This is a genomic window from Aquibium sp. A9E412, from assembly GCF_030398335.1.
GTDB lineage: Bacteria > Pseudomonadota > Alphaproteobacteria > Rhizobiales > Rhizobiaceae > A9E412.
In genome coordinates, this window is the sequence record NZ_JAOAOP010000026.1 from 1 (window position 1) to 17,166 (window position 17,166).

Genomic DNA, 17,166 nt, shown 5'->3' on the forward strand with positions numbered 1-17,166 from the left:
GGGCCGTGCCGACCGCAGGAAATTATAGTTTCGGCGGCAAAACTTTAAGATCGAGGCGACGCATTATAGCGGCCTTGAATCGGTGGCTTGCGCCCGCCGTCAGGTCTGCGTGCCGCCGACCGTCATGCGCTCCATCTTGAGGTGCGGCTGGCCGACGCCGACCGGCACGCCCTGGCCGGCCTTGCCGCACATGCCGATGCCGGTGTCGAGCGCCATGTCGTTGCCGATCATCGTCACCCGGTGCATGGCGTCTGGACCGTTGCCGATCAGCATCGCGCCGCGCACGGGATGCGTCACCTTGCCGTTCTCGATCATGTAGGCCTCGGTGCAGCCGAACACGAACTTGCCCGAGGTGATGTCGACCTGGCCGCCGCCGAAGGACACCGCGTAGATGCCGCGGTCGACCGAGGCGATGATCTCCTGCGGGTCCTTGTCGCCGGCCGTCATGAAGGTGTTGGTCATGCGCGGCATCGGCTCGTGCGCGTAGGATTCGCGGCGCCCGTTGCCGGTCGCCTGCATGCCCATCAGCCGCGCGTTCTGCCGGTCCTGCATGTAGCCGACCAGCCGGCCGTCCTCGATCAGCACGTTGCGGCCCGACGGCGTGCCCTCGTCGTCGATGGTCAGCGAGCCGCGCCGCTCGGCGATCGTGCCGTCGTCGACGACGGTGACGCCCCTGGCGGCCACCTGCTCGCCCATCAGCCCGGCGAAGGCGGAGGTCTTCTTGCGGTTGAAGTCGCCTTCCAGCCCGTGGCCGACCGCCTCGTGCAGCATCACGCCCGGCCAGCCATTGGCCAGCACCACGTCGAAGGTGCCGGCCGGCGCCGGCTTCGCCTCGAGATTGACCAGCGCCTGGCGCAGCGCCGCCTCGGCGGCGAAGCGCCAGGAGTCCTCGGCGACGAAGTCGCCGAACGCCTTGCGCCCGCCCATCCCGTGCGAGCCGGTTTCCTGCCGGTCGCCCTCGCCGACGACGACCGACACGTTGACGCGCACCAGCGGGCGCACGTCTTCGGCCAGCCGGCCGTCGGCGCGGACGATCTCGACGCGCTGCCACGAGGCGGCCAGCGAGGCGGTCACCTGGCGCACGCGCGGGTCGCGCGCCCTGAGCCAGGCGTCGATCTCCTGCAGAAGCCGCACCTTCTCGTCGAAGGCCGGCGTGGCGATCGGGTTGATCTCGCCGTAGAGCTTGCGGTTGGTGCCGGCCGGCGGCTCGGCGAGCCGGCCGGAATGGCCGTGCTTGACCGTCGACACCGCGTCGACGGCGCGCCGCAGCGCGGCTTCCGACATCTCGCTCGAATGGGCGTAGCCGGTCGCCTCGCCGGCCACCGCGCGCAGGCCGAAGCCCGAGTCGGTGTTGAAGGTCGCCGTCTTCAGCCGGCCGTTGTCGAAGACCAGCGCCTCGCCCTCGCGGTACTCGAGGAAGAGCTCGCCGTCGTCGGCGCCCGAGACCGCCTCGCCCACCATCTGCCGGATGCGCTCCTGCGAGCAGTCGAACGCCGTCGTCAGCCTGTCCTTCATCGCCTGATCCCGTTCCCGCCGGCGCGCGCCGGCTGCCGTTTGTTGCCGTGCCTTCGGGGGGAGATTGGGTCGCCGCGCCGCGCAATCAAGGCCGCGCGGCCGTCGGCGCGCGCCCGGCCGGCGGTCAGGGCAGGGCGGCGAAGCCCTCGGCGAAGCCGTCGAGCTCGACGGGAATGCCGATTCCCTCCTCCGGCGTCTGGAAGACGATGAAGGTCGCCTGGTCGCCGGTGCTCAGCGTCTCGACGAGCTGCTCCTCGAGGATCACCTCGGCGTAGCAGCCGTCCTGGAAGCAGCGCACGAAATAGGCCCGGCCGATGTCGCGCCCGTCGACGTTGAGGCCGAGCCCGTTGGGCAGCAGCACGCCGAGCGGCGCCAGGACGCGCAGGATCTCCGCCTTCTGGTCGGCCGTGCGCAGCACCACCACCGACAGGCCGATCTCCTGACGGTCCTCGGCGACCACGTTCTGCATCATCGCGCACTGCTCGCTCGAGGCGCCGGGCGGCGTGTCGCAGATGATCGACCAGGCGCCGTGGGTCGAGCGCACCGTGCCGCCCTGCTGGGCGGCGGCGGGCGGCAGGGCGGCCGCGGCCGCGAGCAGGAACGCGGCCGAAAGGCGCGACGCGATGCGTGTCGAAATCATGTCCACTCCCGGCGAATCAGCGCGACCAATCTCGCCAAGAACGCCGCGCAAGGAAAGCCCCGTCCGCCGGCGCGGCGGGACGAGGGCAGCCTCGGCGGCAAATTCGACCGAAATTGGACTGACGCAGCGTCGCTCGCCGCCGGCGTCCCGGGCGCTCCGGCAAAACGCGCCGCGGCTGCCGCTGCCGCGCGCAAAAATGCCGCATCCGGCGTACCACCCCTTTCTTGCGGTTCGCATGAGAGTATGGTTTGAACGCGGGCGAACGAGAACGGCCACGGCCCCGCATGCGGCCGAAGCGCAGTCTCGGCTTCCTGCCGCCGCCGTGTCGACCCGGGAGATTGTGAGGGTGATGAGAACGTTCCTAGCGAGCCTCGCTGCTGGCGCCGCCATTGTCGCTGCGACCGGTGCTTTTGCCGCCCAGCCGGTGGACTGGCAGATGGACCTGCAGCCGGCGGCCACCGACATCATGCGCCAGATCCGCTGGTTCGAGGCCTACACGCTGTGGTTCATCGGACCGATCACGCTGCTCGTGCTGGCGCTTCTGGGATGGTGCGTCGTGCGCTACCGCGCCAGCGCCAACCCGACGCCCTCGCGCACCAGCCACAACACCATGATCGAGGTCATCTGGACCGTCGGCCCGGTGGTCGTGCTGCTGTTCCTGGCGGTGCCGTCGTTCCAGCTTCTCACGGCGCAGTACACGCCGCCGGAGGACCCGGAGATCACCATCAAGGCGACCGGCCTGCAGTGGTACTGGGACTTCGAGTATCAGGACGAGCAGGAGATCAGCTTCTCCTCGCTGATGATGCAGGAGGAGGACCGTGCCGAGCTCGGCAAGGAGGACAAGGCGCTCTATCCGCGGCTGCTGGCGGTCGACAACGAGGTCGTCGTGCCTGTCGACACCACCGTGCGCGTCCTGGTGACCGCCGGCGACGTCATCCACTCCTTCGCCATGCCGGCCTTCGGCATCAAGATCGACGCCATTCCCGGCCGCATCGAGGAGGCCTGGTTCAAGGCCGAGCGCGAGGGCCTGTTCTACGGCCAGTGCTCGGAGCTGTGCGGCAAGGATCACGCCTACATGCCGATCGCCATCCGGGTGGTCTCGCAGGAGCAGTATCAGCAGTGGGCAGGCGCGGCCGCCGACGACCTGGCCGGCGCCAACCGGGCGCTGATGGCCGCGGTCGACGGCCCCGACAAGATGGCTGCCGCGGCCGAGTAGGCCCGGCCCGCGGCCCAACACGAGATGGAGCGTTAGAGACATGGCAGGCGCTGCGACCAACGAGGCCCATGGCGAGCACAAGCCCTACAAAGGCTGGGTGCGCTGGGTCTATTCGACCAACCACAAGGACATCGGCACGCTCTACCTGATCTTCGCGATCATCGCGGGCCTGATTGGCGGCTTCCTGTCGATCATGATGCGCTGGGAGCTCGCCGAGCCGGGCATCCAGATCTTCCACGGCCTGGCGGCCATGGTCTACGGCGTGGAGGGCGGCGCGGCCCTCGATGCCGGCAAGCAGATGTACAACGTCTTCACGACGGCGCACGGCCTGATCATGATCTTCTTCATGGTGATGCCGGCGCTGATCGGCGGCTTCGCCAACTGGATGGTGCCGATCATGATCGGCGCGCCGGACATGGCGTTCCCGCGCATGAACAACATCTCGTTCTGGCTCCTGCCGCCGGCCTTCATCCTGCTGCTGATCTCGATGTTCATGCCGTCCGCGCCCGGCGCCTACGGCGTCGGCGGCGGCTGGACCATCTATCCGCCCTATTCGACGACCGGCCAGCCGGGTCCGGCGATGGACTTCGCCATCCTGTCGCTGCACATCGCCGGCGCCTCGTCGATCCTCGGTGCGATCAACTTCATCACCACCATCTTCAACATGCGCGCGCCGGGCATGACGCTGCACAAGATGCCGCTGTTCGCCTGGTCGGTGCTGATTACCGCCTTCCTGCTGCTGCTGTCGCTGCCGGTTCTGGCGGGCGCCATCACCATGCTGCTGACCGACCGCAACTTCGGCACCACCTTCTTCACGCCCGAGGGCGGCGGCGATCCGGTGCTCTACCAGCATCTGTTCTGGTTCTTCGGTCATCCCGAGGTCTACATCCTGATCCTGCCCGGCTTCGGCATCGTCAGCCACATCGTGTCGACCTTCTCGCGCAAGCCGATCTTCGGCTATCTCGGCATGGCCTACGCCATGGTGGCGATCGGCGCCGTCGGCTTCGTGGTGTGGGCGCACCACATGTACACCGCCGGCCTGGCGCTCGACACGCAGCGCTACTTCGTGTTCGCCACGATGGTCATCGCGGTGCCGACCGGCGTGAAGATCTTCTCGTGGATCGCCACCATGTGGGGCGGCTCGATCAGCTTCCGCACGCCGATGCTGTGGGCGATCGGCTTCATCTTCCTGTTCACCGTGGGCGGCGTGACGGGCGTGCAGCTCGCCAATGCCGGCCTCGACCGCGCCATGCACGACACCTACTACGTGGTCGCCCACTTCCACTACGTGCTGTCGCTCGGCGCCGTCTTCGCCATCTTCGCGGCCTGGTACTACTGGTTCCCCAAGATGACCGGCTACATGTACTCGCCGCTCATCGCGCGCATCCACTTCTGGACGATGTTCATCGGCGTCAACCTGGTGTTCTTCCCGCAGCACTTCCTCGGGCTCGCCGGCATGCCGCGCCGCTACATCGACTATCCGGATGCCTTTGCCGGCTGGAACATGGTGTCGTCCTACGGCTCCTACCTGTCGGCGATCGGCGTGCTGGTGTTCCTCTACGGCGTGGTCGACGCCTTCATGAAGAAGCGCGTCGCCGGGGCCAATCCGTGGGGCGAGGGCGCCACCACGCTGGAGTGGCAGCTTCCCTCGCCGCCGCCCTTCCACCAGTGGGAGAAGCTGCCCCGGATCACCTGAGGCAGCGAGACGAACCCGCGCCCGCCGCCCGCCGGCGGGCGCGCAACCAACGGGACGACCGACAAAGCCATGGCGCTCGCCGACACCGACCATATGGAGCGATCCGCGCCCGGCCTGTCCGAAGCGACGGCCGGCGACTTCGTGACGCTGCTCAAGCCGCGCGTCATGTCGCTCGTGGTCTTCACCGCCTTCGTCGGGCTGATCAGCGCGCCGGCGACGCCGAACCCGCTGATCGCCGTCATCGCGGTGCTGGCGATCGCGGTGGGCGCCGGCGCCTCGGGCGCGCTCAACATGTGGTACGACGCCGACATCGACGCCGTGATGGGGCGCACCGCCAGCCGCCCCGTGCCAGCCGGCCGCGTCGCGCCGGGTGAGGCGCTCGCCTTCGGTCTGGTGCTGTCGGCGTTCGCCGTCGTCACCCTCGGCCTGATGGCGAACTGGCTGGCGGCGGCGCTGCTCGCCTTCACCATCGTCTTCTACGCCGTCGTCTACACGATGTGGCTGAAGCGCTCGACCGAGCAGAACATCGTCATCGGCGGGGCGGCCGGCGCGCTGCCGCCGGTGATCGGCTGGGCCGCGGCGACCGGCACGGTCAGCCTCGACAGCCTGCTGATGTTCCTCATCATCTTCCTGTGGACGCCGCCGCACTTCTGGGCGCTGGCGCTGTTCAAGGCCGAGGAGTACGGCCGGGCCGGCGTGCCGATGATGCCCAACGTGTCGGGCGCGCGCGCCACCCGGCGGCAGATCTTCGTCTACACGGTGCTGACGGCCGTGAGCGGGCTGCTGCCGGTCGCTACCGGGCTGGCCGGCCCCGCCTACGGGGTGGTCGCGCTGCTGCTCGGCGCCGGCTTCGTGCACCGCGCCTGGCGCGTTCTCGCCATGGCCGACAGCGACCGGGCCATGAAGCCGGCCAAGGCGCTGTTCGCCTATTCGCTTCTCTATCTGTTCGCCCTGTTCGCCGCGCTGATGGCCGATGCCGTGGCCGCGCGGCTGATCCCGGGGCCCTGGGTCTGACGTCATGAAACACGACCTCGTCAAGCCGACGGAGGCGCAGCTCAAGGCGCGCCGCAATCGCTCGATCGCCCTGGCGCTGGCGCTGGCGGCCTTCGTCATCCTCGTCTATCTGGGCAGCGTGGCCAAGCTCGGCCCCGCCATCCTCAGCCGGCCGATGTGAGGCAGCCATGAGCGGCACCACCCCCGACAAGGCACAGCGCAGCAACCTGGCGGTCGCCGGTGTCTGCCTCGGCGTGTTCGTCGGCATGGTCGGCATGGCCTATGCGGCCGTGCCGCTCTACGACCTGTTCTGCCGCGTCACCGGCTATGGCGGCACCACGCAGCGCGTCACGCAGTATTCCGACCGCGTGCTCGACCGCCAGATCACGGTGCGCTTCGACGCCAACACCGCCGGCGGCCTGCCGTGGGAGTTCAAGCCGGTCGCGCGCTCGGTCTCGATGCCGATCGGCGAGACGGTCGAGGCGCGCTACACCGCCAGGAACACCTTCACCGCGCCGACCCGCGGCACGGCGACGTTCAACGTCGCGCCGGCGCTGGCGGGTGCCTACTTCAACAAGGTCGAGTGCTTCTGCTTCACCGAGACCGAGCTGGCGCCGGGCGAGAGCATGGAGATGCCGGTCGTCTTCTACATCGACCCCGACATCGTCGACGTGCCGGACCTGGCGCATGTCGAGACCATCACGCTGTCCTACACCTTTTTCCCGAAAGACGGGGATGAACCAGTGGCCGCCGCGTCGGAGGCATCCGCGGCCGGCCGAAACGATCTCGGGGGTTGATTGAACATGGCCGACACGCACGCAAAGCACCACGACTACCATCTGGTCGATCCCAGCCCGTGGCCGGCGCTCGGCGCGCTCGGCGCGCTGGTCATGGCGTTCGGCGGCATCGTGTGGATGCAGGCGATCAACGGCCGCTCGCTGCCGGTGTTCGGCCTCGAGCTCGCCAATCCGTGGCTGTTCTTCATCGGCCTGGCGATCGTGCTCTACACCATGTACGGCTGGTGGTCCGACACGGTGAAGGAATCGCGCGAGGGCCATCACACGCAGGTCGTGTCGCTGCACCTGCGCTACGGCATGATCATGTTCATCGCCTCGGAGGTGATGTTCTTCGTCGCCTGGTTCTGGGCCTTCTTCGACGCCAGCCTGTTCCCCGGCGACCCCACGCAGGTGGCGCGCGTCGAGCACACCGGCGGCACCTGGCCGCCGGCCGGCATCGAGGTGCTCGACCCCTTCCACCTGCCGCTCTACAACACGATCATCCTGCTTCTGTCGGGCACCACGGTGACCTGGGCGCACCACGCGCTGCTCGAGAACGACCGGCGCGGCCTGGTCTGGGGTCTGGGGCTGACCGTCGCGCTCGGCCTGCTGTTCACCTTCGTGCAGGGCTACGAGTACATGGTGGCGCCGTTCGCCTTCAAGGATTCGATCTACGGCGCGACCTTCTTCATGGCGACCGGCTTCCACGGCTTCCACGTCATCATCGGCACCATCTTCCTGATCGTCTGCCTGATCCGGGCGCTGGCCGGCCACTTCACGCCGGACAAGCACTTCGGCTTCGAGGCGGCGGCCTGGTACTGGCACTTCGTCGACGTGGTGTGGCTGTTCCTGTTCGCCAGCATCTATGTGTGGGCATCGGCGGGCGCGCCGATCCACTGACCGGGCGCGCCGCCCGCGTGCCCCGGCGGCCGGACCGTCCGGCCGCCGCAACGCCAACCGGCGGTGAGCGACCATGGACGACGACAAGGCGACCTGGCCTTCGGTCGACCCGGCGAGCGCCGGGCTGCGCGGGCGCTGCCCGCGCTGCGGCGAGGGGCGGCTGTTCGACGGCTTCCTGGGCGTCGGCAGCCGCTGTTCCAATTGCGGGCTCGACTACGGCTTCGCCGACGCCGGCGATGGGCCGGCGGTCTTCGTCATCCTGATCATCGGCTTTGTCGTCGTCGGCCTGGCGCTGTGGCTCGAGGTCACGCTGGCGCCGCCGCTGTGGGTCCACTTCCTGCTGTGGACACCGCTGATCGTCGCCGCCAGCCTGGTGGCGCTGCGCCTCGTGAAGGGGCTGATGATCGGCCTGCAATACCGCAATAAGGCCGCCGAGGGGCGTCTGGACACCCGCCGATGACCGATCCCGCGCGCAGCGCCGCGGCGGACGGCCGCCGCGTCTGGCTGGTGCTGGCGGCGGCCGGCGTGATGCTCGTCGTGCTGCTCGGCCTCGGCACCTGGCAGGTGCAGCGGCTCGCCTGGAAGGAGGCGCTGATCGCGCGGGTCGACGCGCGCGTGGCGCAGCCGCCCGTCGCGCTCGCCGATCTCGCAGCACGGCTCGGCGAGCCGCAGGCGCTCGACTACACGCCGGTGAGGCTCGCGGGCCGCTTCCTGCACGAGCGCGAGATGTACGTGCTGGCGACCGAGGCCGGCCAGTCGGGCTGGCACGTCTACACGCCGCTCGTCCTCGACCGGGCCGCCCCCTTCGGCGACACCGTGATCGTCAACCGCGGCTTCGTGCCCTACGACCGGCGCGACCCGGCGACGCGGCCGGGCTCGCAGCCCGAAGGCACGGTCGCGATCGAGGGGCTGGCGCGCAGCGCGCCGCGCGGCAAGCCGGGCGCGCTGGTGCCCGACAACGCGCCCGCCGACGGCACCTACTACTGGAAGGAATGGCCGGCCATGGTGCGTGCCGCGGCGCTCGATCCGGCCGACACCGTGCCGTTCTTCGTCGATGCCGGGCCGGGCGGCGCGGCCGCGCTGCCGGTCGGCGGGGTGACGCGCATCGCCTTTCCCAACAGCCACCTGCAATACGCCATCACCTGGTACGGCCTGGCGCTGGCGCTCGTCGCCGTCGTCTTCGTGTGGCTGCGGGGCAGCCGTGCCGGGCGCGGCTGACCGCCGCGCCGCCCTTGACAGGGGCGGCCCGCCGCCCTCATGTCAGGCGCGACCGGGACCAGGCAGGACCATGCTCGACACGACGCAGAAAACCAGGCTGAAGGTGAGGCTGTGCACGCCGCGCGGCTTTTGCGCCGGCGTCGACCGGGCGATCCAGATCGTCGTGCTGGCGCTCAAGAAATACGGCGCGCCGGTCTATGTGCGCCACGAGATCGTGCACAACCGCTACGTGGTCGAAGGTCTGCAGGCGCGCGGCGCCGTGTTCGTCGAGGAGCTGTCGGAGATCCCGGCCGAGCATCGCGAGTGCCCGGTGGTGTTCTCCGCGCACGGCGTGCCGAAATCGGTGCCGGCCGACGCCGAGGCGCGCAAGCTGTTCTATCTCGACGCCACCTGCCCGCTGGTCTCCAAGGTGCACAAGCAGGCGATGCGCCATCGCCGGCTCGGCCGCCACGTGCTGCTCGTCGGCCATGCCGGCCATCCCGAGGTGATCGGCACCATGGGCCAGCTTCCCGAGGGCGCGGTGTCGCTGATCGAGACGGTGGCCGATGCCGAGCGCTTCGCGCCACCGGCCGGTGCAGCACTCGGCTTCGTCACCCAGACGACGCTGTCGCTCGACGACACCGCGGCGATCATCGAGGCGCTCGAGGCGCGCTTTCCCGACATCCAGGCGCCGGCGGCCGAATCGATCTGCTACGCCACCACCAACCGCCAGGAGGCGGTCAAGGAGACGGCGACCGGCGCCGACCTCTTCCTCGTCGTCGGCGCGCCGAACTCGTCCAATTCGCGCCGCCTGGTCGAGGTCGCCGAACGGGCCGGCGCCGGCCGCGCCATGCTGGTGCAGCGCGCCGCCGACATTCCGTGGGACACGCTCGGCCCGATCTCCGTGCTCGGGCTGTCGGCCGGCGCCTCGGCGCCGGAGATCATCGTCGAGGAGATCATCGACGCCTTCGCCGAGCGCTACGCCGTCGACGTCGAGCCTGTCGTGACGGCCGAGGAGACGGAGAACTTTCCCGTCATGCGCGCGCTGCGCGACGTTGAGCTGACGCGCCAGGACATGGCCTTCGTCAACGGCGACGGCTGACCCGGCACGCCATGGCCGTCTACACCGACGTCTCGGAAACCGAGCTGGAAGACTTTCTCGCCGCCTACGACGTGGGCGGGCTCATGTCCTACAAGGGCATCGCCGAGGGCTCGGAGAACTCCAACTACCTGCTGCACACGCAGGCCGGGTCCTTCATCCTGACGCTCTACGAGCGCCGCGTGGAGGAGCGCGACCTGCCGTTCTTCCTCGGCCTGATGGAGCATCTGGCGCGCAAGGGTGTGTCCTGCCCGCTGCCCGTGCGCCGGCGCGACGGCGCGGTGATCGGCCGGCTCGCCGGCCGGCCGGCCGCGCTCATCACCTTTCTCGAGGGCATGTGGATGCGCCGGCCGCAGCCGCAGCACTGCCGCGCGGTGGGCCGCGCGCTGGCCGAACTGCACCTGGCCGGCGCCGACTTTCCCATGCGTCGCGACAACGCGCTCGGCCTGAAGGGCATGCGCAGGCTGTGGGCGATGGCGGAGGACCGCGCCGACGAGGTCGAGCCCGGCCTGGCGGCCGAGGTCGAGCGCGATTTCGCCGCGCTCGCAGCCGGCTGGCCGCGCGACCTGCCGGCGGGCATCGTGCATGCCGACCTGTTTCCCGACAACGTGTTCTTCCTCGGCGGCGCGGTGTCGGGGCTGATCGACTTCTATTTCGCCTGCGACGACCTCTACGCCTATGACGTGGCGACCTGCCTCAACGCCTGGTGCTTCGAGAAGGACCACGCCTTCAACCTGACCAAGGGCACCGCGCTGCTCGCCGGCTACCAGGAGGTGCGCGCGCTGTCGGCCGCCGAGATCGACGCGCTGCCGCTGCTCGCCCGCGGTTCGGCGCTGCGCTTCATGCTCACCCGCCTGTACGACTGGCTCACCATCCCCGACGGCGCGCTGGTGCAGAAGCGCGACCCCATGGAGTACGTCCGCCGCATGCGCTTTCACCGACAGATCGCCTCGCCCACCGAATACGGCGTGGTGCCGGCGTGAAGACCGTCGAGATCTTCACCGACGGCGCCTGCTCGGGCAATCCGGGGCCGGGCGGCTGGGGCGCGCTGCTGCGCTACGACGGCACGGTCAGGGAGCTGTCGGGCGGCGCGGCGCTGACCACCAACAACCGCATGGAGCTGACGGCGGCGGTCGAGGCGCTCAATGCGCTCAAGCGGCCCTGCACGGTCGATCTCTACACCGACTCCATCTATGTGCGCGACGGCATCGCCTCGTGGATCGAGGGCTGGAAGCGCAACGGCTGGCGCACGGCGGCCAAGAAGCCGGTCAAGAATGCCGAGCTGTGGCAGGCGCTCGACGCGGCGCGGCAGCGCCACAAGGTCACCTGGCACTGGCTCAAGGGCCATGCCGGCCATCCCGAGAACGAGCGGGCCGACGAGCTGGCGCGGCTGGCCATGGCGCCGTTCAAGAAGAACGGCAGGAACGGCAGGAACGGCCGGGCCGCGGTCGACCCGGCCGGCTGAAAGGCGAGGGCGGCCTCAGAGCTGCTCGAGAATGCGCGCGGCGCCCGATTCCACCGCCTGGCCCGGCGAATCCTCGATGTTCAGCGTCTTCACCGTTCCGTCCGCGACGATCATCGAGAAGCGCTTGGAGCGCAGCCCCAGCCCGCCGGCCGACAGGTCGGTGTCGAGGCCCGTCGCCCGGGCGAAGTCGGCGTTGCCGTCGGCCAGGAAGGCGATCTTGTCGCCGGCGCCGGTCTCGCGCGCCCAGGCCTGCATGACGAAGGGATCGTTGACCGCGATCACCGCCACCGCGTCGGCGCCGCGCGCCAGGATGGCGTCGAAATTGTCGACATAGCCGGGCAGGTGGTTGTTGCTGCAGGTCGGCGTGAAGGCGCCGGGCACGCCGAACAGCACCACCGTGCGGCCACCGAAGAAGCTGGCGGTGTCGGTGTCCTTCCTGCCGTCGGTCTCGATGACCTTGAGCGTCACGTCCGGTATCCGGTCGCCGACCGAGATCGTCATGGCATGTGTCTCCGTTTTTTTGTCGAGGTGGGCGCGCGGCAGGCGCGCGGGAAAGAATTAGGGCTCGGCGAGCCGTCCGTCCACGGCCGCGCGGCCGTTGACGAGCGTGTAGCGGAAGCCGGCCGTCTCGGCCGGCGCGCCGGCCGGTTCGTCGAGCACCGGCACCGCGAAGCGACCGGGCCGGCCGTCGATCGCCTCGGGCCGGCCGAGCAGATAGCCTTGCCGTCCGGCGACGAACAGCGCGGCGTCGGCGCTGCCGTCGGGCAGGGCGGTCTCGACGATCAGCCGGTCGCCCTCGCGCCGCGTCCGCGTGACGCCGAACGTCGCGCTCGCCGGTTGCGGCAGCCGCGCGAAGGCGGTGTCGATCACCATGGCGTGGCGCGGGTCGCTCGCCGCCTGCCGCTCGACCGAAAGCCGCGCCTGCACGGGAATGCAGATCGTCTGGCAGATGCCGAGAAAGACCGTCGCCTCGACCGGCGCGTCGGCCCGCACGATGTCGATCGTCAGCGGCAGCGCGACGCTCTCCTCGTAGCCCGGCCACACCGAGTAGCCGTCGTCGACATAGGCCGGCGGGGGAAAGCCGATGGTCACCGCGCCGGCGGCCGAGCCGGGCGTCGGCGTGACCTGTGGCGGGATGCCGGTGCCGCCGGGGTCGCGCCAATAGGTCTTCCAGCCGGGCTCGAGGCGGATCTCGAGCGCGCCGCGCAGCCGCCCGTCCTCGCCCGGCTCGGGCGCGGTGACGAGGCGCACGGCGCCGCCGGCGGTCTCGTGCCAGGCGCTCGCCGCGCCGGCGGCGGGCGAGGCGGCGGCGAGAAGCGGCAGGGCGAGGAGAAGCCGGGCGAGCTGCATGGCGGCGACTTTCGCCGCACCGGCGCAGCCCGGCAATGGAACCGGCGGCCCGCCGCCATCATTTTTCCGTGACCGCCGGGCGCGGCGCGTCGGCCGCCCCGGCACTTTCACCCCCGCCGCAAACACGCTAGGCTCGCCGTGATGACGCCGTTCGACGACATTGGAAAGCCGGGCACCGGCGGCTTTCTCGACAACCACTTCCTCATCGCCATGCCCGGCATGAGGGACGACCGCTTCGCGCGCTCCGTCATCTATGTCTGCGCGCACAGCGAGGACGGCGCGATGGGGCTGATCATCAACCAGATCCAGCCGCTCGGCTTTCCCGACATCCTGATCCAGCTCGGCCTGCTCGACGAGAGCGAGGCGATCCGCCTGCCGCCGCGGGCGCGCGACTTCCCCGTGCGCAACGGCGGGCCGGTCGACCGCAGCCGCGGCTTCGTGCTGCACACGCCCGACTACCGGGTGGAATCCTCCGTGCCGGTCTCCGAGGAGATCTGCCTGACGGCGACCGTCGACATCCTGCGGGCGATCTCCACCGGCACCGGCCCGCGCGAGGCGCTGATGGCGCTCGGCTATTCGGGCTGGGGCGCCGGCCAGCTCGAGAGCGAGATCGCCGACAATGGCTGGCTCACCTGTCCGGCCACGCCGGCGCTGCTGTTCGACGCCGACATCGAGCGCAAATACGACCGCATCCTCGCCTCGCTCGGCATCGACCCGACGCATCTCAGCCAGTTCGCCGGTCACGCCTGAGCGAGCGGATAGCGCTCCTGCAGGAGCTTGAGCGCGGCTTCGGCCGCCACCGGCTGGCCGAACAGGAAGCTCTGCACGAACTCGCAGCCCATCTCGCGCAGCTGCGCGGCGTCGTCCTCCTCCGACACGCCCTCCGCGACGACGGCCAGGCCGAGCTCGTGCGCCATGCCGACCATCGACTTCAGCAGCACCGTGCGCTTGGCGCTGGTGTCGTCGACGAAGCTCTTGTCGATCTTGATGGTGTCGAAGGGGAAGCGCGTCAGATAGGCGAGCGACGAGTAGCCGGTGCCGAAATCGTCGAGCGACAGGCCGATGCCGAGCTTCTTCAGCTTCTCCAGCACGTGCGCCGACTGCTCGGGATTGTCCATCACCAGCGATTCGGTGAGCTCGAGCCGGAAGCAGCGCGCCGCCAGGCCCGAGCGCGCGATCACCGAGCGCACGTCGCTGACCAGGTCGCGCCGCAGGAGCTGGCGGCTCGACAGGTTGACCGAGACCGACAACGGCACGTCGCCGATCTGCTTCTGCCAGCCGCGCAGGTCCTCCGCCGCCCGGTGCATGGCGAACAGGCCGAGCTGCGAGATCAGCCCGCTCGATTCGGCGACGGGAATGAAGTCGGCCGGCGCGATGGTGCCGCGGCGCGGATGCTCCCAGCGCAGCAGCGCCTCGAAGCCGGCGATGCTGCCGTCCTCCAGCCGCACGATCGGCTGGTAGACGAGCACCAGCTCGGAGCGCTCGATGGCGCGGCGCAGGTCGGATTCGATCTGCAGCCGGTCGGTGCCGATCGAGCGGAAGGCCGGCCGGAACGGCTCGATGCGGTCGCCGCCGAAGCGCTTGGCCTGGTACATGGCGAGCTCGGCGTCCTTGACCATCTCCTCGGCAGAGCCCTGTGCGGAGGTCCACGAGATCAGGCCGATCGAGGCGGTCAGCACGATCTCGCGCTTGGCAAACGTGATCGGCGTGCTGATCGCCTGGCGCACGGCGTCGGCCATCGCGGCGATGCGGGCGGGGTCCTGCTCCGACAGAAGCAGGGCGAACTGGTCGCCGGAAAGCCGCGACAACGCGTCGTGCGGCTTCAAGAGCCGGTGCAGCCGCCGCGCGATGGTCAGAAGGATGGTGTCGCCGGCCGAGATGCCGAGCTCGTCGTTGACCTGCTTGAAGCGGTCGATGTCGATGACCATGACGGTCGGCCGCACGCTGTCCTGCTGCCTGGCGATGGCGGTGACGGCGTCGAGCCGGCCGAGGAAGAGCTCGCGGTTGGGCAGCCCGGTCAGGTTGTCGTGCACGGCGTCGTGCAGCAGCCGCTCCTCGGCCATCTTCTGCTCGGTCACGTCGACCAGCGTGCCGACGCAGCGGATGACCTCGCCGTCGGAGCCGATCACCGGCCGCGCGCGCAGCGCGAACCAGTGGTAGTGGCCGTCGGCGCCGCGCAGCCGGAAGCTCTGGGCGATGCGGCCGCGGCGGTGCTCCAGCACGACGTCGAGCGTGGTGCGGAAGGTGTCGCGGTCGTCGGCGTGCAGCGCCGGCAGCCAGTCGCGCGCCGGGCCGCTGAGGCTCTGCGGCGCCAGGCCGAGCTGGCGGCTGATGTCGGGCCGGGTGACCACGCGGTCGCGCGGCACGTCCCAGTCCCACACGATGTCGCCGGCCCCCGTCAGCGCCAGCGCCTGGCGCTCCATGTCGCTGAACAGGCCCTGGAAGACTTGGCCGCCGGCAAACGCGTGCTGCATGACGGTGAAGCCGATCAGAAGGACGATCAGCACCAGGCCGCCGCCGAGCGCCGGCTGGACGATGTCGTTCTCCAGCCCGCCGGTGACCGCCAGCCAGGCGCCGGCGATCCACACCAGCACCATCGCCCAGCTCGGCACCAGCATGACGGCCCGGTCGTAGCCCTGCATGCCGAGATAGACGATCAGCCCGACGCCGGCGACCGCGGTGGCGGCGAAGGACAGCCGCGCCACGCCGGCCGCCGTCGACGGGTCGATGATGGCGAATGCCGCGATGATCGCCAGGATCAGCATCCAGGCCATCGCGCCGTAGCTGAAATGGTCGTGCCAGCGGTTGAGGTTGAGATAGGTGAACAGGAACACCACCATGGTGGCGGCCAGCGCCACCTCGGTGCCGGCGCGCCAGATCTGCTCGTTGCCCGGCGCGATCTCGATCACCTTGGCGAGAAAGCCGAAGTCGATCGAGATGTAGGCGAGCACCGCCCAGGCGAGTGCGGCGGTGGCCGGGAACATCGAGGTGCCCTTGACGACGAACAGGATCGTCAGGAACAGCGCCAGCAGGCCGGCGATGCCGATGACGATGCCGCGGTAGAGCGTGTAGGCGTTGACGGTGTCCTTGTAGGCGCCCGGATCCCACAGATAGACCTGCGGCAGGCGCGGCGAGGACAGCTCGGCCACGAAGGTGACGACCGCGCCGGGGTTGAGCGTGACCAGGAACTCGTCGGCGTCGGCGCTTTCCTGCCGGTCGAGCGCGAAGCCCTCCGACGGAGTGATGGCGGCGATCCGCTCGGAGCCGAGGTCGGGGGCCCACAGGCCCGAGTCGACCAGCCGGAAATGCGGCGCCACGATCAGCCGGTCGAGCTGCTGGTCGGTGGTGTTGGCGAGCGCGAACACCGCCCAGTCGCCGCTCGAGCGCTCGCCCTGCGCCTCGACCTCGATTCGCCGCACGATGCCGTCGGCGCCGGGCGCGGTTGAGACCTGGAAGTTCTCGCCCTGGTCGCGGTAGATCTCGACCGCGTCGGACAGGTCGAGCGCCACGTCGTCGCGCGCGATCGCGATCGGTTCGAAGGCCTGGGCCGGCATCGCCGCGGCGAGAAGGGCGAAAAGCCCGGCGATCGCACACAGCACGCGCGCGGCGGTTTTGCAGCTTCCCCTCACCGATCAGCCTCGATCCTGTCCCGCCTCTTCCCCGGCAATGAGCGCATAAAGGCAGTGGTCCTGCCAGGTGTCGTTGATCCTCAGATAGGACCGCAACAGTCCTTCGCGCCGAAATCCGGCTTTTTCAAGCAGCCGGACCGAACGCGTGTTGCGCGGGATACAGGCGGCCTCGACGCGGTGCAACCGCAGCGTCTGGAAGGCGAAGCGCACGACCAGCCGCAGCGCCTCGAGCATCAGGCCCTTGCCGGCATAGGGCTCGCCCATCCAGTAGCCGATCTGCGCCGACTGGGCGACGCCGCGGCGGATGTTGCCAAGCGAGATGCCGCCGACGAGCCGGCCCTGGGCGGTCTCGAAGATCAGGAAGGCGTAGCCGCTGCCCCGGTCGAGCTCCTCGCGGTAGCGCCTGAGCCGCAGCCGCCAGGCGGAGCGGTCGAGCTCGTCGCGCGCCCAGCGCGGCTCCCACGGCTCGAGGAAGCCGCGGCTCTGCCGCCGCAGCGCCGCCCACTCCTCGTAGTCCTCGGCCGCCGGCGCGCGCAGGAACACGTTCTGTCCCCGGAGCGCCGGCTGGTCGCGACGGAAGAAGGGCAGCGCGAACATGCCTCCCGAGGGCTCTAGGGCTTGTCGCGGCCAAGTGGCGTCACTTGGCCGCGCAGACAGGCGTCGGGATCCGTCGGATGGGCCGTGATGTCG

Annotated in this window: 18 protein-coding genes; 12 read left to right on the forward strand and 6 right to left on the reverse strand. The window is 70.0% G+C overall.

Annotation, left to right across the window (positions count from 1 at the left end; translation table 11 throughout):
- Positions 1–99: 99 nt before the first annotated feature.
- Positions 100–1,515, reverse strand: coding sequence for a metalloprotease TldD (gene tldD, locus N1F89_RS11285; RefSeq protein WP_290084161.1), 1,416 nt, complete (start codon positions 1,513–1,515; stop codon positions 100–102).
- 124 nt (positions 1,516–1,639) lie between these two features.
- On the reverse strand, positions 1,640–2,155 hold the full coding sequence (locus N1F89_RS11290) for an invasion associated locus B family protein (RefSeq protein WP_290084163.1): 516 nt from the start codon (positions 2,153–2,155) through the stop codon (positions 1,640–1,642).
- A 349-nt stretch (positions 2,156–2,504) separates the two neighbouring features.
- Here N1F89_RS11290 and coxB point away from each other — a divergent pair, with 349 nt between their 5' ends.
- The 11 genes from coxB (at position 2,505) to rnhA (ending at position 11,497) form a co-directional block, all read left to right on the forward strand.
- A complete protein-coding gene (coxB, locus tag N1F89_RS11295) occupies positions 2,505–3,371 on the forward strand; it encodes a cytochrome c oxidase subunit II (protein ID WP_290084165.1) in 867 nt (288 codons plus the stop codon).
- A 40-nt stretch (positions 3,372–3,411) separates the two neighbouring features.
- Positions 3,412–5,067: a cytochrome c oxidase subunit I gene (gene ctaD, locus N1F89_RS11300; protein WP_290084167.1), complete on the forward strand. Its 1,656-nt coding sequence runs from the start codon at positions 3,412–3,414 to the stop codon at positions 5,065–5,067.
- Positions 5,068–5,136: 69 nt separating this feature from the next.
- On the forward strand, positions 5,137–6,081 hold the full coding sequence (locus N1F89_RS11305) for a heme o synthase (protein ID WP_290084169.1): 945 nt from the start codon (positions 5,137–5,139) through the stop codon (positions 6,079–6,081).
- A 4-nt stretch (positions 6,082–6,085) separates the two neighbouring features.
- Positions 6,086–6,241 (forward strand): hypothetical protein, encoded by a 156-nt coding sequence (locus N1F89_RS11310; RefSeq protein WP_290084171.1) that lies wholly within the window; start codon positions 6,086–6,088, stop codon positions 6,239–6,241.
- 7 nt (positions 6,242–6,248) lie between these two features.
- Complete coding sequence (locus N1F89_RS11315) at positions 6,249–6,857, forward strand: cytochrome c oxidase assembly protein (RefSeq protein ID WP_290084173.1); 609 nt, start codon at positions 6,249–6,251, stop codon at positions 6,855–6,857.
- A 6-nt stretch (positions 6,858–6,863) separates the two neighbouring features.
- The gene (locus N1F89_RS11320) at positions 6,864–7,736 is read left to right on the forward strand and encodes a cytochrome c oxidase subunit 3 (protein ID WP_290084175.1); all 873 of its coding nucleotides are present in this window, start codon (positions 6,864–6,866) and stop codon (positions 7,734–7,736) included.
- A gap of 73 nt (positions 7,737–7,809) precedes the next feature.
- Complete coding sequence (locus N1F89_RS11325) at positions 7,810–8,196, forward strand: DUF983 domain-containing protein (RefSeq protein ID WP_290084177.1); 387 nt, start codon at positions 7,810–7,812, stop codon at positions 8,194–8,196.
- A complete protein-coding gene (locus N1F89_RS11330) occupies positions 8,193–8,954 on the forward strand; it encodes an SURF1 family protein (RefSeq protein WP_290084178.1) in 762 nt (253 codons plus the stop codon). The genes N1F89_RS11325 and N1F89_RS11330 overlap by 4 nt, the downstream gene beginning before the upstream one ends.
- Positions 8,955–9,024: 70 nt before the next feature.
- Positions 9,025–10,035 (forward strand): 4-hydroxy-3-methylbut-2-enyl diphosphate reductase, encoded by a 1,011-nt coding sequence (gene ispH, locus N1F89_RS11335; RefSeq protein ID WP_290084180.1) that lies wholly within the window; start codon positions 9,025–9,027, stop codon positions 10,033–10,035.
- 11 nt (positions 10,036–10,046) lie between these two features.
- The gene (locus N1F89_RS11340; RefSeq protein ID WP_290084182.1) at positions 10,047–11,015 is read left to right on the forward strand and encodes a homoserine kinase; all 969 of its coding nucleotides are present in this window, start codon (positions 10,047–10,049) and stop codon (positions 11,013–11,015) included.
- Positions 11,012–11,497: a ribonuclease HI gene (rnhA, locus tag N1F89_RS11345; protein ID WP_290084184.1), complete on the forward strand. Its 486-nt coding sequence runs from the start codon at positions 11,012–11,014 to the stop codon at positions 11,495–11,497. The genes N1F89_RS11340 and rnhA overlap by 4 nt, the downstream gene beginning before the upstream one ends.
- A gap of 15 nt (positions 11,498–11,512) precedes the next feature.
- On the opposite strand, the gene N1F89_RS11350 is transcribed toward rnhA, so the two are convergent.
- Positions 11,513–11,998, reverse strand: coding sequence for a peroxiredoxin (locus N1F89_RS11350; RefSeq protein WP_290084186.1), 486 nt, complete (start codon positions 11,996–11,998; stop codon positions 11,513–11,515).
- 57 nt (positions 11,999–12,055) lie between these two features.
- Positions 12,056–12,847 (reverse strand): protein-disulfide reductase DsbD domain-containing protein, encoded by a 792-nt coding sequence (locus tag N1F89_RS11355; RefSeq protein WP_290084188.1) that lies wholly within the window; start codon positions 12,845–12,847, stop codon positions 12,056–12,058.
- Between the two features lie 141 nt (positions 12,848–12,988).
- On the opposite strand from N1F89_RS11355, the gene N1F89_RS11360 reads away from it, so the two are divergent.
- Positions 12,989–13,597, forward strand: a complete 609-nt coding sequence (locus tag N1F89_RS11360) for a YqgE/AlgH family protein (protein WP_290084190.1) — start codon at positions 12,989–12,991, stop codon at positions 13,595–13,597.
- Here N1F89_RS11360 and N1F89_RS11365 read toward each other — a convergent pair.
- Both N1F89_RS11365 and N1F89_RS11370 read right to left on the reverse strand, forming a co-directional pair.
- Positions 13,588–16,401 (reverse strand): EAL domain-containing protein, encoded by a 2,814-nt coding sequence (locus N1F89_RS11365; RefSeq protein WP_290084234.1) that lies wholly within the window; start codon positions 16,399–16,401, stop codon positions 13,588–13,590. The two genes, N1F89_RS11360 and N1F89_RS11365, sit on opposite strands and share 10 nt — an antisense overlap.
- A 78-nt stretch (positions 16,402–16,479) precedes the next feature.
- The gene (locus tag N1F89_RS11370; protein ID WP_290084191.1) at positions 16,480–17,073 is read right to left on the reverse strand and encodes a GNAT family protein; all 594 of its coding nucleotides are present in this window, start codon (positions 17,071–17,073) and stop codon (positions 16,480–16,482) included.
- Between the last annotated feature and the right edge of the window lie 93 nt (positions 17,074–17,166).

Excerpts from the sequence above, each read along its gene's own strand:
- tldD (WP_290084161.1), bottom strand. The coding sequence starts at position 1,515 with ATGAAGGACAGGCTGACGACGGCGTTCGACTGCTCGCAGGAGCGCATC.
- N1F89_RS11290 (WP_290084163.1), bottom strand. The coding sequence starts at position 2,155 with ATGATTTCGACACGCATCGCGTCGCGCCTTTCGGCCGCGTTCCTGCTC.
- coxB (WP_290084165.1), top strand. The coding sequence starts at position 2,505 with ATGAGAACGTTCCTAGCGAGCCTCGCTGCTGGCGCCGCCATTGTCGCT.
- ctaD (WP_290084167.1), top strand. The coding sequence starts at position 3,412 with ATGGCAGGCGCTGCGACCAACGAGGCCCATGGCGAGCACAAGCCCTAC.
- N1F89_RS11305 (WP_290084169.1), top strand. The coding sequence starts at position 5,137 with ATGGCGCTCGCCGACACCGACCATATGGAGCGATCCGCGCCCGGCCTG.
- N1F89_RS11310 (WP_290084171.1), top strand. The coding sequence starts at position 6,086 with ATGAAACACGACCTCGTCAAGCCGACGGAGGCGCAGCTCAAGGCGCGC.
- N1F89_RS11315 (WP_290084173.1), top strand. The coding sequence starts at position 6,249 with ATGAGCGGCACCACCCCCGACAAGGCACAGCGCAGCAACCTGGCGGTC.
- N1F89_RS11320 (WP_290084175.1), top strand. The coding sequence starts at position 6,864 with ATGGCCGACACGCACGCAAAGCACCACGACTACCATCTGGTCGATCCC.
- N1F89_RS11325 (WP_290084177.1), top strand. The coding sequence starts at position 7,810 with ATGGACGACGACAAGGCGACCTGGCCTTCGGTCGACCCGGCGAGCGCC.
- N1F89_RS11330 (WP_290084178.1), top strand. The coding sequence starts at position 8,193 with ATGACCGATCCCGCGCGCAGCGCCGCGGCGGACGGCCGCCGCGTCTGG.
- ispH (WP_290084180.1), top strand. The coding sequence starts at position 9,025 with ATGCTCGACACGACGCAGAAAACCAGGCTGAAGGTGAGGCTGTGCACG.
- N1F89_RS11340 (WP_290084182.1), top strand. The coding sequence starts at position 10,047 with ATGGCCGTCTACACCGACGTCTCGGAAACCGAGCTGGAAGACTTTCTC.
- N1F89_RS11350 (WP_290084186.1), bottom strand. The coding sequence starts at position 11,998 with ATGACGATCTCGGTCGGCGACCGGATACCGGACGTGACGCTCAAGGTC.
- N1F89_RS11355 (WP_290084188.1), bottom strand. The coding sequence starts at position 12,847 with ATGCAGCTCGCCCGGCTTCTCCTCGCCCTGCCGCTTCTCGCCGCCGCC.
- N1F89_RS11360 (WP_290084190.1), top strand. The coding sequence starts at position 12,989 with ATGACGCCGTTCGACGACATTGGAAAGCCGGGCACCGGCGGCTTTCTC.
- N1F89_RS11365 (WP_290084234.1), bottom strand. The coding sequence starts at position 16,401 with ATGCCGGCCCAGGCCTTCGAACCGATCGCGATCGCGCGCGACGACGTG.
- N1F89_RS11370 (WP_290084191.1), bottom strand. The coding sequence starts at position 17,073 with ATGTTCGCGCTGCCCTTCTTCCGTCGCGACCAGCCGGCGCTCCGGGGA.